The organism is Cyanobium usitatum str. Tous (assembly GCF_003011885.1).
GTDB lineage: Bacteria > Cyanobacteriota > Cyanobacteriia > PCC-6307 > Cyanobiaceae > Cyanobium_A > Cyanobium_A usitatum.
Genome location: NZ_PXXO01000006.1, coordinates 33250 through 47928, shown reverse-complemented (window position 1 = coordinate 47928; position 14679 = coordinate 33250). Strand labels below are relative to the sequence as shown.

Here is a 14679-nt window from a genome sequence, read left to right as displayed (position 1 = left end):
ATCTGGCTTGGCTCAAAAGGGGATCGGCATCTCCACATCAGCCGGCTCGGGGGCACAGACCGGCACCCGCTGGGCCACCACTTCGCCCAGCACCACGATTGAGGGCGAAGCAAAATCCTGCTCCTCAGCCCGGTCGGCCAGCTCACCCAGCACGCTGATCAACTGCCGCTGCCCCCGCACGGTGCCCTGCTGAATCACGGCCGCGGGCGTGTCGGCCGCCAGGCCACCCGCCATCAGCTCCTCGGCGATGCGGCGCAGGTTGTGCAGGCCCATGTAGATCACCAAGCCATCACTGGTCTGGGCCAGGCCGCGCCAGTTCACACCGGGCCGGCCCTTGTCGATCTCCTCATGGCCCGTCACGAAGGTGACACTGGAGCCGGCGCGGCGGTGGGTAACGGGAATGCCCGCATAGGCCGGAGCCGCGATGCCAGCCGTTACCCCAGGCACCACCTGCACCGGCACGCCCCTGGCGGCTAAGTGGGCCGCCTCCTCGCCGCCGCGGCCAAACAAAAAGGGATCACCGCCCTTAAGCCGCACGATCAGGCGATGGCGGCTGGCCAGTTCCACAAGCACCGCGTTGGTGCTTGGCTGCGGCACAGAATGGTGTCCGCGGCGCTTGCCGACAAAGTGGAGCTCGCAGCCTTGGGGCACCAGATTCAGCACGGCCTGCGGCACCAAGGAGTCGTAGACAAGGGCATCGCACTGCCGCAGCAGCCGGTGGGCCTTGAGGGTGAGCAGCTCCGGATCACCGGGACCCGCCCCCACCAGGTAAACCGTGCCGAGCTGGGCTGGGGCACTCATGGCAGGGCCTCGAGTTCAGCCAGCAGCAGCTGCCGCAGGCCAGGCCGCTGCAGCAACGGCGGACCCACCTGCTCGGCTAGCTGGTCGGTGAGCCGGTTGGCGGCCAGAGCCAGAGGCAGTGCTGGAGCGGCCAAGGCTGGAGCGGCAAGGTCTGGAGCGGCAAGGGTCAGCTTCAGCTCCGCGAGGTGTTCTGCACTGTATGGAGTGGCGACGCACTGGGCGCCGGTGCGCCGCTCCAAAGTGGTGAGGTAGCGGGCTGCCAGGGGGCCCTCCAGGGGGTGATGCAGCAGCAGGGGCCGGGCCGCTGGCTTGTAATCCTGCATCGCCAATTCGGCTAGCTCCCTAGCGAGGGCGGCCTGCCAGCGGGGCCAGGCCCCCAGGAAGGGCCAGTGCTGCACCCGGGCGAAAGCCGACCAATGGCGCACGATCGCCGGCAAATCGTGGCGCACATGGCCGCCGGGCAGCAGCAGTAGCGGCACCAAGCCGAGGACCTGACCTGGCTGCAGCAGCTCGCTCGCCACCGCCGGCACCGCAGCCGGCGCCGCAGCCGAAAGGGCCTGTAGCCGCACGGGCGCACCACGGCGGCACTCCAGCTCGGCGGCCAGCGCCACCAACTCGGCAGGCAGCTGGCCGCCCGCTCGGCCATGCACCACCAGCAGCAGGGGTTGGGCCGGCGTAGCAGCCAAGCGGCGCCCCAAGCGCTCGGCCACCCGCGGATCGAGCCCGCAGCGCCGCAGGGGCACCAAGGCGCGGCGGGCTCCTGGCAAGCGGGCCAGCAGATCCACCGCCGGGGCAGCCAGCTGGGGATCGAGGTCGCCGGCCAGGGCGCTGAGGCCAGCCACCAACTGGGACCGGGGCCACACCGACAAACCACGGGCTACCCCTTCGAGAGCGGCGCGCCGCAATGGGGTGGCGATTGGGGCCCGCATCCAGCACAGCAGCACGGGCCAAGCCGCAACCTGGCGCTGGTGACCCAACAGGGGCAGCAGGGCTGCCGCCACAACTTGGGGCAAAGCCGAGAGGGGCAAAGCAAAGCCAAGGGCCACCGGACCCGGGGCCAATTGCTCCAGCAGCCAAGCGGCACTAGCTCCATCGCGGTGGCGCAGTACCTGGCTGGGCAAGCCTGGATCCGGATCGGGCTGCTGGCGCCACCAGCGCAGCAGGCGCAACTGGGCCGGCGGATCCAGCCGCTCCGCCAGCACGGCAAGCAGGTCTGGGGCGATGCTGAGGCTGCCGTTTTCCAGCGCCAGCAGCCAAGGTTCAGGATCCAGCTCGGGCTGGTTGCGCAGCTGTTGCAGCCAGCCCCAGCGATCCGGGGAGCCGCAGGCCGGCAGCTGGGCCGGCTCCCACTGGGGCAGGGCAGATCTCAAAGCCGCCCTCCGCGCTCAGAAGCCCGCTGGCTCGCGGCGCCGGGCTCCAAATTGCTCCAGCAGCAGCAGCTCCAGCACATCGGCAAGATCACTGAGGGGTACGCCTTTTTCATGCAGCTCGGCCAGCTTGGGCTCGGCGCCCATGGAGCCGCCAAGAAAGATCTTGGCCGCTTCCACCATCTGACCATCCTTACGGGCCTTGGCCCCCATCAGCCCGATCTGACCCATGTAGGGCTGGCCGCAGGCATTGGGGCAGCCGGTCCAGTGCATGCGCACCGCCTCGGGCAATTCGATGCGCTGCTCCAGCTCTTCGAGCACCTGCTGGGCCACGCCCTTGGTGGGGATCAAAGCGAAGCTGCAGTAGGCGTTGCCGGTGCAACTCACCGCTTCTGCCTGAAGGGTCGAGGGGTCGGGGCGCAAGCGCTGCAGCAGGGGTTCGGCCAGCAGGTCCTCGATGCGATCGCAGGGCACATCAACGATCAAGGCGTTCTGGGCCTCGGTGAGACGCAGCTCGCCGCTGCCATAGGTGCGCGCCAAAGCGGCAAGCTCCTGCATCGAAGCCGCGTCCAGCCGGCCCATGGGCACGTGCAGACCCACCCAGTGGAGCCCCTCCTGCTTCTGGGCATGGACGCCCAGTCCTGAGCGGGGGGCACGACTTACCAAGTGGGAGCCGTCGTGGGGGTGCACGGGTTCGGCGAAGGCTTCAACCAGCTCCTCCCGATAGGCGTCGATCCCGAGCTGGTCGATCAGATACATCAGCCGGCTCTTATTGCGCTGCTGGCGGTTGCCGTGGCGCTCGAAATGGCACAGCAAGGCCAGGGTGAAGTCGGCCAGCTGCTCAGGCCGCAGCCACAGGCCCAGGGGCACTGCCAACTCGTTCCGCTGGGCTGAGAAGAAGCCCCCCACCAGCACGGTGAAACCGAGCTGACCGTTGTGCTCAGCCGGCAGGAAGGCCAGGTCGTTGTGCAGCAGGAAGCTATCTGGCGCGCCTCCCACGGCCACATTGAATTTGCGTGGCAGGTTGCGGGGACCGGCCGGCCCCAGCAGCCTCGCCTGAATCACCTCCACCAGGGGGCGGGTGTCGACGATCTCCTCTGGGTCAATGCCCGCCAGCGGGTTGCCGGTGATGTTGCGAGGGTTGTCGTGACCCGATTGGCGGCTGGTCAGACCCCCAGCCTCCAGGGCCTGCAGAAGGGGCGCCATGTCCTCCAGCAGCAGGCCTCGGAGTTGGAGATTTTGGCGGGTGGTGATGTCGGCACTGCCCTGATCACCACAACGATCGATCACCTCAGCCAGCAGCTCCAGCTGGTCGGCTGAGATCACGCCATTGGGCAGCCGCAGCCGCACCATGAAGCGCCCCGGGGTCACCGGACGGAAGAAGATCCCCAGCCATTTCAGCCGGATGGTGAGGGTTGCCTCGTCCAGCGACTCCCAGCCCTGGCTCGCCAAATCACCCAAGCGAGGAGCTAGATCCAGGCCACAAAGCTCTGCCTTGGCCTGTTCGATCTTGCTGGGCTTGGCCAGGGGGTCCATTTTTATAAGGCTTGAGCTGGCCGTACAGGAAGATCAGGTGATAGTCCCGGAGCGCCAACCTCCGCAATGTCGCAATCACTACCAATTACCGGAGGGTTGGTTCAACGGCCTACTAGCCAACTCAGTGGGGCCCAGGAGCGATTTCGGCTACTGATCGCCAAAGTAGGCAGCGGTGAACACACGAGTACGGGCCTCGACCGAGACGAGGCCTGCGAGGCCATGGACCTCATGCTCAGCGGGGAAGCGAGTGATGCCCAAATGGGGGCCTTCCTGATCGCACACAGGATTCGCAGGCCCGCCCCGATTGAGCTCACCGGGATGCTCGATAGCTATCGGCGCCATGGGCCGAAGCTGAAAACCCAAGGCCAAAAAGCCCTCTGCTTTTGCGTGCCATACGACGGCAGGTCACGAACAGCTCCGTTGGCTCCCCTTGTGGCTCTCGTACTCGCCTCCTCCGGCCTGCCCGTGGTGCTTCACGGAGGCAAACCCATGCCCGTGAAATACGGAATCACCCTTGCCGAGCTGTTTGGATCCATAGGCATTGGCTGGTCTGGGCACAGTCTTGAAACCATCCAAGAGCGGCTAGACGGGTTTGGTCTTGCCCTCACCCACCAACCCGATCACTTTCCAGCGGCAGAAACCCTTCTCCCCATTCGCGACGCGATCGGCAAGCGACCGCCCGTGGCCAGTTTGGAGTTGCTGTGGACCCCACACCAAGGGGAACACCTGCTGATCAGCGGTTTCGTGCACCCCCCCACAGAAAAGAGGGCCTGGGAAGCCCTCAGCGCCTTTGGCGAAACCGATGTACTCACCATTAAAGGGCTGGAAGGATCCACCGATCTCCCCACCACACGGGCAGGAATTACGGCCAGAGTTCAAAACGGTGAGGTCGAGCGGATCTTGATGCACCCCCGCGACCACGGCATTGAGGCAGACGAAGTGGCTTGGGTCTGCCTTGAAACTTGGAGGGACCAGGCCCTGGCTGCATTAGCAGGCGAGGGGCCCTTGGCGGAAGGGCTGGCCTGGAACCTAGCCGCCTACCTTTGGCAGGCCGGTGCCTGCAGCTCACTACCAGCGGCACTGGAACAAAGCCGGGCGCTGCTGCAGGCCCGCAGCGGCGAACGGCTGCGGCAGCAAATGGCAGATCTGTAGCAACTGCGACGGGAGCGAGCTCGGGCCGTGTGTTGTTCTAAGCGAGTTGGTGAGCTTTCGCGCCAGCGCATTTCATTGAGGGGAATCAAAAGGCCCTCAGTGACCGGTGATTGCGCTGGCATCAAACAGGCAACCCAAATTCCGCACCGCTGACCCAATAGGGATTGGCGGCTATTTCGTGCCCCGAACCGGAGTTTTAACCAATGACAAACGCATCACGCCGCCAATTTCTGCTTCGCACAGCCACCACAACAGCGGTGCTTGCATTCCAGGTGGGTGGAATTGCCAGCCTGCTAATCACCAACGCCGCCCACGCTGCACCGGGCAAGCCGGAAACCACCTCGGCAACCCTGGGCTTTATTGCCCTCACCGATGCCGCTCCGCTGATTGTTGCCAAAGAGAAGGGCTTCTTCGCAAAGCAAGGCATGACCGGGGTGGAGCTCAAAAAACAAACCTCCTGGGCGGTCACCCGCGACAACCTCGAGCTTGGTAGCTCCGGAGGAGGGATTGATGGGGCACACCTGCTCAGCCCGATGGCCTACCTGCTGACCACTGGGGCAATCAGCAAAAGCAAAAAGCCGGTGCCAATGAACCTCTTGGCCAGGCTTAATTTGAATGGGCAAGCCATCTCCGTATCCAAAGAATTCTTGAGCGATAAGCTCACCGTTAAGGCCCCTGTCTTAGTCAAAACCGTGGCCAAGAAGAATGCCACTGGAGACAAGTTCAAAGCTGCTGTTACTTTCCCGGGTGGCACCCATGATCTGTGGATGCGCTATTGGCTGGCCGCCAATGGAGTCAACCCCAATAAAGACGCCAACCTTGTGGTGATTCCCCCGCCCCAAATGGTTGCAAACATGCAATCGGGAACCATGGATACCTTCTGCGTGGGTGAGCCATGGAACGAGCGCCTTGTAAACAAGAAACTGGGATACACGGCTCTCATCACCGGTGAGCTCTGGCGCGACCACCCTGAAAAAGCCTTTGCCATGCGGGCAGATTGGGTGAAGAAAAACCCCAACGCTGCTCTCAGGCTATTGATGGCCGTGCAGCAGGCCCAGAAATGGGCCGACAACCCAGCCAACACTAGTGAGTTGGCCAAAATGCTTGCCCAAGACAAATACGTCAAGGCCAGCGTTGATGATCTGCTCCCCCGTCTCCAGGGCACCATTGACTACGGCAGAGGCAAGGTGGTGAAAAACAGCCGCTACAAGATGAAGTTCTGGGCCAGCAATGCCTCTTTCCCCTATAAGAGCCATGACGCCTGGTTCATCACAGAAGATATCCGCTGGGGTTATTTGCCCTCAAGCACCAATATAAAGGCGCTCGTCGACAAAGTAAACCGAGCTGACCTCTGGCGTGCAGCAGCTAAGGCCAACGGCTACACCGATGTTCCCACTAGCGATTCGAGGGGCGTAGAAACCTTCTTTGATGGGATCAAGTTTGATCCCAATAATCCCAAGGCCTACCTCAACAGCCAAAAGATCAAGGCGATGAAGTAAGCCGACAGGTCGCTGATCCTGATCCCAAGGAGGCCCTGCCGGGTCTCCTTTCTGACTTCCTTTAAAACCACGCTCCTTTAATGACCCCCGCCCTCGCGAAAAGCCGCAAGCCACGGCGACCAAGAATCTCTTGGCTGCATTCGCCCTTGGCTCGTCAGCTGAAAGCCCCGGTGGTTTGCATCGGCCTTACCTTGGCCCTCTGGCAGCTCATGTGCCTTCCCAATCCGGATGGCTTCCCCGGGCCGATCCAAGTGATAACCCAAACCTGGACCCCCTACATCAGCCAACCCTTCTATGACGATGGCGGCACGGCAAAGGGATTGGGCCTACAGATTCTGATCTCCCTTCAACGGGTCGTCATTGGCTATAGCATGGCGGCAATTGTTGGCATCGCCGCTGGACTTGCGATCGGCCTGAATGAATTTCTACGGCGGGGCTTTGATCCCCTGATTCAGGTCCTGCGCACCGTGCCGCCCCTGGCCTGGCTACCGATCTCCCTTCTCCTACTCCAGCAGGCTGATGCGGCAGCCATCTTCGTGATCTTTATCACAGCAATTTGGCCAATTATCATCAACACGGCTGTGGGAATCCGCGAAATTCCCCAGGACTACACCAATGTGGCTCGGGTTCTTAGGTTGCGCAAGCGCAGTTATCTGCGCGACATCCTGCTGCCAGCTACGGCCCCCTACGTTTTTACTGGCCTGCGCATCTCTGTGGGTCTGGCTTGGCTTGCCATCGTGGCTGCGGAGATGCTGAAGGCCGATGGCGGGATTGGCTTCTTCATCTGGGATGCCTACAATGCCGGTGGGGATAGCAGCACAAGTCAAATCATCCTGGCCATCTTCTATGTGGGTGTTGTTGGCCTGATCCTTGATCGCCTGGTGGGCATGGTGGGTGATCGCATTAGTGGTGGTGGACGCTGAGATGACTTCACTGGTCACCATTGACAATGTTACCCAAACATTTGCCCTACAAGACGGAGGTCAGTACGTAGCGCTTAAAGACATTAGTCTTGAGATTAAGGAAGGGGAATTCGTATCGCTTATCGGCCATTCTGGTTGCGGCAAATCAACCTTGCTCAATCTACTAGCAGGTCTCACTTTAGCGACAAAGGGTGGGATCTTGATGGATGGCCGTCAAGTCACCTCCCCTGGGCCCGACAGGATGGTGGTGTTTCAGAACTATTCTCTGCTGCCATGGCAAACCGTTCGACAAAATATTGAGCTAGCTGTAACGAACGTACTGCGTCATCTCTCCAGGGAAGAACGCAGAGAACTAGTTGACAAGCAATTGAAGACGGTTGGCCTCAGTACCGCTGCCGAAAAGTATCCCCGCGAATTGTCTGGGGGTATGAAGCAACGGGTCGCCATTGCCAGAGCACTGGCCATCCAGCCACGCCTGCTGTTGCTCGATGAACCCTTCGGAGCACTGGATGCCCTAACCCGCGGGAACCTGCAACAGCAGTTGATGCAGATCTGCCAGGAGGCGGGTGTCACCACCGTGATGGTGACCCACGACGTCGACGAGGCGCTACTTCTCTCCGATCGGGTGGTCATGCTCACCAATGGACCGGAAGCAGAAATTGGACAAATTCTCAACGTACACCTACCTCGGCCCCGGCAACGGCTCGAGGTAATGGAACATCCCGATTATTACCAGTTACGGATTGAACTGATTGGTTTTTTGCAGCAACAACGGCGGATGCGGGAACGGCGCACAGCAGTGACCGCAGCCACACCCGCCGCTCCAAGCCGCATAGCCACAGTTGTGCGGTTGGGTTACTTACCAGGACTCGATATCGCTCCCCTGGCGATGGCGATCGACAGCAAGTTGTTTGATTCCTCTGTGGTGCAACTCATCCCCGAATCCTTCGCCGACTGGCGTCGACTCGAGGATCGCTTGGTAGAAGGTGGCTTGGACATGGCGATCACCTCAGCCACCACCCCTTTGCAATTGAACCTGGGACTGGGTAACCGGCCCGGTCAAAAGCGAACTCCCTGGGCGGCCATCACACCGATGACCGTCAGCCGTAATGGCAACGCCCTCTGCCTTGCCCGCCATTTCATGGATCAGGGCATTGGGGATCGCGCAAGCTTGGTGGAGTGGATTCAAGACAGGGACAAGCCCTTCACCATTGGCATCCCTCAACATCACGGCATCGCCGAGCTATTACTACGTCACTGGTTAACGGCTGGCGGGCTCAATGTTGAAGAGCACATTGTGTTCACGATGCTGTCACCGATGGCCATGGTTTGGGCTTTGCGAACCGGGGCCATCGATGCGTTTTGTGCAGGCCGCTATCGGGTTGCTGAAGCCGTTGAAGATCGGCATGGCTATGTCCTAGCCACCGACCTCGACATCTGGAGTGGGCATCCTGAAAAAGTGCTCACCACATCAGAAGCGTGGGCCGCTGCCCATCCCGATGCCCTAGTTGCCATCTGCAGTGGCCTCATGCAGGCAGCTGCACGCTGCGACAACAGCAATCATCGCGATGAAATGACACGCGTTCTAAGCCAACCCCAGTGGCTCGGAACCCGTTCCGGCATTGCCCTGACACGGCAGTTCAAAACCGGCCTGGGGGATTCGAGCCCTGAACTCCTGCGATTCAACCAGTTCCATGCCGATCGGGCCCACATTCCTAATCGTTCTGAAGGCACCTGGTTACTCACCCAGTTCAGCCGTTGGGGTTGGTGCCCATTCCCAACCAACAGACAAGAATTGCTCGCGCTGACCTACCGCCAAGATATTTGTGATCAAGCCCTGGTCGCAGCAGGCTTCCAAGCCTTGCCTGCTCCGCGTTCCACCTTTGCGCTGGCTGATGGCATCCCCTTCAACGCGGACGAGCCGATCCCCTACCTGAAAACCCAACTTCAGGGATCGGCTCCACCTATGGGACATGCAGAGCTCCCAGCCGCGTCCACCAGACAACCCGTATTGATTCCCACTGCCTGAGCTAGACCTATGCCAGAAACTAGCCAACTGCCACCACCCATCAGCCCACTCTCTTCGGGACAGGACCAGCCCTTTCTCCATTTTGAAGGAGTAGGGCAAGTCTTTAAGAGCCGCTCAGGTGGGTTTGAGGCTCTACGCAACATCAACCTAACCGTGAGCCGCGGTGAATTCGTTTGCGTGATTGGCCATTCAGGCTGCGGCAAATCAACCCTGCTCAATATGGTGTCGGGCTTCCTACATCCCACAAGCGGAAGCGTCACGATGCAAGGGGCCGCCATTGAATCTCCAGGCCCCGATCGAATGGTGGTATTTCAAAACTATTCCCTGCTGCCCTGGAAGACCGTGCGCCAGAACGTGGAACTCGCGGTCAAGGCAGCACGGCCCGAACTGGACCCGGCGTCAAGCCGCCAGGTGGTGGAGCATCACTTGGAGATGGTCCACCTCAGCAACGCAGCCGATCAGCGCCCCGGCCAAATCTCTGGAGGCATGAAGCAACGGGTGGCTATCGCCCGCGCCTTGGCCGTGTCACCAGCGGTGCTGGTGCTGGATGAACCCTTCGGCGCCCTCGATGCCATCACCAAGGAGGAGCTCCAAGAAGAGCTGCTGGCGATCTGGCGCGAGCAGAAACCCACTGTGTTGATGATCACCCACGACATCGACGAGGCCCTATTTCTGGCCGACCGGGTCGTGATGATGACCAACGGCCCTGCCGCCGGCATCGGCGAAATCCTTGAGGTGCCCTTCGAGCGGCCGCGCCGCTACGAAGCGATCCAGGTCGACCCCCGCTACGGCCAACTGCGCAACCACGCCCTCGATTTTCTCTATCGCCGCTTCGCCCACGACGTGGATTAGGTCAGGCCGGCGTCAGCGCCACCGCCGCTGCCTTGAGCTCCGGTTGCATCGAAATCGGGCAGCCCAGTTCATGCATCAGTCGATTGGCCTCGCAAGCCAGCTCGCCTTGGGAGGCGCCCCAATGCATCGGCAAAAACACGGTGCCGGGCCGAATGCGATCGGTTATTTGCACCTTCACCGACACCGCACCGCGGCGCGACCACACCTGGGCCCGGGCCCCATCCACCAAGCCGGCGTGAGCCGCATCGCTTGGATGCACCTCCAGCAGCGGCTCGGGGTGGGCCTTGAGCGCCCGCGCCACATGGGCCGTGCGGGTCATGGTGTGCCAATGGCCCAGCACCCGCCCCACCGTGAGCACCAGTGGATAGGAGTCACAGGGGGGTTCGGCCAAGCCCAGGGGCGGATCAGCCCAGAGGCGTGCCTTGCCGGAAGGGGTAGGGAAGGCCAGATCCACATAGAGGCGCGCTGCGCCGACGCCGGGGGCGGTGCCGGCGGGGAAGGGCCACTGCTGGGGGCCGTGCTCGGCCAAGAGCCTGTGGCTGAGACCGCTGCTATCGCAGAGCCGGCCGGCCGTGAGTGCTACGAATTCGGCATACACCTCCGCAGCGGAGGCGTAGCTGAACTGATCGACAAAACCAAGGCGCCGGCCCAACTCCGCAAAGATCGCCCAGTCGGCCCGGGCTTCGCCGGGGGGCTGGCGGAAGGCAGAGCAGAGGGTGACTCGGCGCTCGGAGTTCACCATTACGCCAGTCTTCTCACTCCACTGGGCCGCCGGCAGCACCAGGTGGGCCAGCGCCTCGGTTTCCGTGCCGGCATAGGCCTCGCTCAACACCACCAGCGGGCAGTTCGCCACCGCCGCCCTCACCCGATCGAGGCTGGGCAGGCTTACCAGCGGGTTGGTTCCCGCCACCCACCAGAGGTCGAGCTCGCCGCGCTCCATCGCCTCGATCTGCTGCCACACCGCCAAACCGGGCTCTGGCGAAATCGAGCCAGCAGCAAAACCCCAGTGGCTCTCCACCTCGGCCCGGTGCGCTGGATCACCTACGGCGCGGTAACCGGGCAACAGCTGGGCCAAGCCGCCCACCTCGCGGCCCCCCATGGCGTTGGGCTGGCCGGTAAGCGAGAAAGGTCCGGCGCCGGGGCGACCGATCTGGCCGCTCACCAGGTGCAGGTTGCAAATCCCGGCCACGGTGGCGCTGCCCTCGCGGCTCTGGTTCACCCCCATCGACCAAAGGCTGAGCGCGCCGGTGGCTTGGCACCACCACTCAGCCAGCTGGCGCAGGTCGGCCTCGGCGATGCCGCACACCGCCGCCGCCCGCGCCGGCTGCCAGGCCCGCCAAAGGATCTCCAGCTCGGCGAAACCCTCGGTGTGGGCTGCCACGCAGGCCTGATCCACACCGCCATGCTCAAGCAGCAGGTGACCCAGGCCACAGAGCAGGGCCAGGTCGCTGCCGGGGGCGATCGCCAGGTGCAGGTCGGCGGCATCGCTGGTAGCGGTGGCCCGTGGATCCACCACCACCAGGCGCAGCCCATTCCCCTTGCGCCGGCGCTTGAGCAGCCGCTGGAACAGCACCGGATGGCACTCGGCCGTGTTGGTGCCGATCAGCAGCACCAGATCGGCCAGATCGAGGTCGTCGTAGCAGCAGGGCGGGCCATCGGAGCCGAGGCTGCGGGCATAGCCGGCCACCGCCGAACTCATGCAGAGGCGCGAGTTGGCGTCGAAGTTGTTGCTGCCCAGGGCGCCCTTGAGCAGCTTGTTGGCTGCGTAGTAGTCCTCACATAGGAACTGACCAGAGCCGTAGATCGCCAACGCCTGCGGCCCCTTGGTGGCCAAGGTGGCCTGGATGCGCTCCACCAAGATGGTGAAGGCCCGCTGCCAGCTGATCGGCTCAAGGGGCTGGTCGATGCGCGCACGCCACAGGGGCGTGGTGAGGCGGTTGGGGTGCAGGGTTTCGCCCACGGTGGCGCCCTTGATGCACACCTGACCCAGCGACGAGGGATGGTGGCGGTCGCCGCGAGCGATCCAGGCGCCGCCGGACTCATCTGGAGGCTTCAGCTCCAGACCGCAGCCCACGCCGCAGTAGGGGCACTGGGCTAGGGCAGCTGGACTGGCGGCCGGGCTGGCGGGATCACTGGCCATGGGGCCATTGGATCAAGCCGGAGCGCCCCATGATGGTGGCAGTTGTTACCGCAGTTCCCCTGGGCTCTCTCCTGGCCAGCACCTGCTTCGGCTTCGAGGCCGACTTCAGCGCCGACCTGCGCTGCATTCCGATGGCCGTGCGGCGCAAGCTGGATCTGGCCGGCGTGAAGCTGAAGCTGCAGCACTGGAGCGAGCTGGGGGAGGCCGAGCGCGGCGAACTGCTGGCCTGGGCCGACGATGCCGCCGCCATCGAGGTGTTGCGTGAGAACCTGCTGGCGCGCAGCGCCGCCCTCAGCGCCGGCCAGGCCAAGGAGCTGCCGCGGCCCTGCGGGGAGCCCTGGCAGCAGGCCGAGCAACTGCCCGCGGTGCTCGCCTCCTCCTGCGCCCAGCTGGACCTTGAGCTGCGCAGCGGCGGCTGGGCGGAGCTGGACGAACTGCAGCGCTTCGCCCTGGTCAAGCTCAGTCACCCCGGCCACGAGCACCGCAACCTGCCGCGGGCCCTGGCGGAGTTCGGGCTACTGGTGTGAGCCTGCCCCTACGCGCCTGCCTGCTCAGCGGTGGCGAAAGCCGGCGCATGGGCGGCGACAAGGCGCTGCTGCCCCACCCGGAAGGCGGCACCTGGCTGGAGCGCAGCTTGCGCATGCTGGCCCAGCTGGAGATGCCGATCAGCCTGCTGAGCCGGCATGGGGCGCACCTAGAGCTGGCGGAAGAACTGGCCCTCGAGCTGGCCCCGGGCTCGCCGATGACGGCCCTGGCCGAACCACCACCCTGGGAGGGGCCGCTGCTGGCCCTGCACCGGCTGATGCAGCAACACCCAAACGAGCAGCTACTGCTCTGCCCAGTGGACATGCCGCATCTCAGCCTGGCCGCCCTGCAAACCCTGCTGGCGGACGCAGCAACAGGGAGCCCGACCAGGCTCCATCTGGCCCACGACGGTGAGCGGCTGCAACCATTGCTGGGCCTGTATCCGAGCAGCCCACCGATCCGCGCCCACCTGGCCGCGGCGGTACAGCGGGGCGAACGGCGCCTGCAGAGCTGGCTAGCGACGCTGCCCTGCCAGGCTGTGCCGCTGGATCCCCGGGCTATCCGCAACGTGAACCGGCCCGAGCCAAGTCAGATGGCCTAAGCCAAGTCAGGCAGCCGATTCGCCCTGCTCCGCCACAATCCGCTCACAACGCTCCAGCTCCGCCTCGACCAGTGCCAACAGCTCCTGCCTCGGTGCGGGGAGCGGGAAGGGCCCCTCCTCGGAGCGGGCCTCCACCGCAAACACCTGCAGCTCAAGCAGAAGGGGGTCAAGCTGCTGACCAGCCAGAGCGACCAGATCTTCGAGGTCATGGACCCGGGGCGGCCGCCGGTCGGCCAGCACTATCCAGGCCTTGAGTAGTTTTTTGCACCGCTTGCTGGGCGGTGAAACCCCAGTCTTCTTCTGGATAGGCAGGGTCAAGGGTCAGCCCCAGGCTGCGCAGATGGCGGCGCACAATCGCCAGGAGCAGCAGCGCGTCTTCAGCGGGCGACATACAACACCCGGCCCTCACGAGCCACATCGCCGAACACATGCCAACGGGAGCCGCTCAGGCGCTCGGCATCAGCGCTGCCCGCCACCACTAGGTCGACAGGTACTCCCTGCCGACCCAGCGCTCGGTTGAAGCGCTTCCAGCAGGCCAGCTTCTCGGCCGGCGTGAGCTGGGGCTGGCCCACGATCACTGCAAGATCCAGATCTGAGTCTGGGCGCGCCTCACCCCTGGCCCGCGAACCAAAGGCGATCACCGCCTGCACATCGGGTTCGGCGCAAAGACGCACCAAGGCTTCCCCAGACCTCTGGGGATCCAACCCCGGACCCAGCTCAGGAGCCAGCTCCAGCGCCAGGGAATGGCGCCAGGGGATGGGGGGCGGCGTGAAACGCTCGGCAGCGGAGGCGACCATGCTGAAACGCTACCGCCAACATCAGCCCCCGAAACCCAGGAGCTTCAAGGCGGCCAGCAGCACCAGCAGCACCATCCAGCCCAGCTGGGACGGCAGGGACGGCAGCAGGGCCCCAGATGGCTGGCGGGCCAGCATCAGGCCGGCCAGCAGCACCAGTGCGACCAACCGCTGAAACCAGAGCGTGGGCAGATCGAGCCAGCCCCCCAGAAAGGCCATCGGCAGGCCGACCAGCAACACCGGCCAGAACAGCCGCCAGCGCAGGTGGCCGGCTCGCACGAACTGCCAGCGGCCCTGGGCCGCCACCACCGTGTTCAGGATCAGGGCAAGCGGCTTGATCTGCTCCGCCGGCAGACCTGCCAGAGCCAGGACGGCGATGTAGTCGGAGGCGCCAGCATGGCCCACTGCGCCATAGAGGAAGGCCACAGCGCCCAGAGCCAGCAGCCACCAACCCTGCATG

At 63.8% G+C, this 14679-nt stretch carries 14 protein-coding genes; 7 read left to right on the top strand and 7 right to left on the bottom strand.

The features are described 5' to 3' along the window. Positions 1 to 12 precede the first annotated feature (12 nt). Genes cobA through C7K55_RS06510 form a run of 3 tightly spaced genes read right to left on the bottom strand, consistent with a single transcriptional unit; the run spans position 13 to position 3704 of the window. Positions 13 to 801, bottom strand: coding sequence for a uroporphyrinogen-III C-methyltransferase (gene cobA / locus C7K55_RS06520; RefSeq protein ID WP_106502621.1), 789 nt, complete (start codon positions 799 to 801; stop codon positions 13 to 15). Next, positions 798 to 2171, bottom strand: coding sequence for a CbiX/SirB N-terminal domain-containing protein (locus tag C7K55_RS06515; RefSeq protein ID WP_106502620.1), 1374 nt, complete (start codon positions 2169 to 2171; stop codon positions 798 to 800). Before C7K55_RS06515 ends, cobA begins: the two co-directional genes overlap by 4 nt. Before the next feature lie 15 nt (positions 2172 to 2186). Next, positions 2187 to 3704, bottom strand: coding sequence for a ferredoxin--nitrite reductase (locus tag C7K55_RS06510; protein WP_106502619.1), 1518 nt, complete (start codon positions 3702 to 3704; stop codon positions 2187 to 2189). A gap of 66 nt (positions 3705 to 3770) precedes the next feature. Between C7K55_RS06510 and C7K55_RS06505 the strand changes: the two genes are divergently transcribed. From C7K55_RS06505 to C7K55_RS06485, 5 genes are all read left to right on the top strand, one after another. Beyond that, complete coding sequence (locus C7K55_RS06505; RefSeq protein ID WP_106502618.1) at positions 3771 to 4856, top strand: anthranilate phosphoribosyltransferase family protein; 1086 nt, start codon at positions 3771 to 3773, stop codon at positions 4854 to 4856. Between the two features lie 203 nt (positions 4857 to 5059). Further along, positions 5060 to 6355: a CmpA/NrtA family ABC transporter substrate-binding protein gene (locus tag C7K55_RS06500; RefSeq protein WP_106502617.1), complete on the top strand. Its 1296-nt coding sequence runs from the start codon at positions 5060 to 5062 to the stop codon at positions 6353 to 6355. Between the two features lie 80 nt (positions 6356 to 6435). Then, a complete protein-coding gene (gene ntrB, locus C7K55_RS06495) occupies positions 6436 to 7278 on the top strand; it encodes a nitrate ABC transporter permease (RefSeq protein WP_106502616.1) in 843 nt (280 codons plus the stop codon). Beyond that, complete coding sequence (locus C7K55_RS06490) at positions 7226 to 9307, top strand: ABC transporter ATP-binding/substrate-binding protein (protein WP_241518229.1); 2082 nt, start codon at positions 7226 to 7228, stop codon at positions 9305 to 9307. Before ntrB ends, C7K55_RS06490 begins: the two co-directional genes overlap by 53 nt. A 9-nt stretch (positions 9308 to 9316) precedes the next feature. Further along, positions 9317 to 10159 (top strand): ABC transporter ATP-binding protein, encoded by an 843-nt coding sequence (locus tag C7K55_RS06485; protein WP_106502615.1) that lies wholly within the window; start codon positions 9317 to 9319, stop codon positions 10157 to 10159. A gap of 1 nt (position 10160) precedes the next feature. Here C7K55_RS06485 and C7K55_RS06480 read toward each other — a convergent pair whose 3' ends face one another. After that, positions 10161 to 12299, bottom strand: coding sequence for a molybdopterin oxidoreductase family protein (locus C7K55_RS06480; protein WP_106502614.1), 2139 nt, complete (start codon positions 12297 to 12299; stop codon positions 10161 to 10163). 32 nt (positions 12300 to 12331) lie between these two features. Between C7K55_RS06480 and C7K55_RS06475 the strand changes: the two genes are divergently transcribed. Both C7K55_RS06475 and C7K55_RS06470 read left to right on the top strand, forming a co-directional pair. Then, the gene (locus tag C7K55_RS06475) at positions 12332 to 12826 is read left to right on the top strand and encodes a nitrate reductase associated protein (protein ID WP_106502726.1); all 495 of its coding nucleotides are present in this window, start codon (positions 12332 to 12334) and stop codon (positions 12824 to 12826) included. Next, positions 12823 to 13425: a molybdenum cofactor guanylyltransferase gene (locus tag C7K55_RS06470; protein ID WP_241518228.1), complete on the top strand. Its 603-nt coding sequence runs from the start codon at positions 12823 to 12825 to the stop codon at positions 13423 to 13425. Before C7K55_RS06475 ends, C7K55_RS06470 begins: the two co-directional genes overlap by 4 nt. Before the next feature lie 6 nt (positions 13426 to 13431). Here the strand turns inward: C7K55_RS06470 and C7K55_RS06465 are convergent, their stop codons facing one another. From C7K55_RS06465 to C7K55_RS06455, 3 genes are read right to left on the bottom strand one after another with little or no spacing between them, the layout of a single operon-like run. Further along, positions 13432 to 13743: a HEPN domain-containing protein gene (locus C7K55_RS06465; RefSeq protein WP_241518227.1), complete on the bottom strand. Its 312-nt coding sequence runs from the start codon at positions 13741 to 13743 to the stop codon at positions 13432 to 13434. Between the two features lie 59 nt (positions 13744 to 13802). Next, the gene (locus C7K55_RS06460) at positions 13803 to 14222 is read right to left on the bottom strand and encodes a nucleotidyltransferase family protein (protein ID WP_106502613.1); all 420 of its coding nucleotides are present in this window, start codon (positions 14220 to 14222) and stop codon (positions 13803 to 13805) included. Positions 14223 to 14243: 21 nt separating this feature from the next. Continuing rightward, complete coding sequence (locus tag C7K55_RS06455; protein WP_241518226.1) at positions 14244 to 14678, bottom strand: TSUP family transporter; 435 nt, start codon at positions 14676 to 14678, stop codon at positions 14244 to 14246. Between the last annotated feature and the right edge of the window lies 1 nt (position 14679).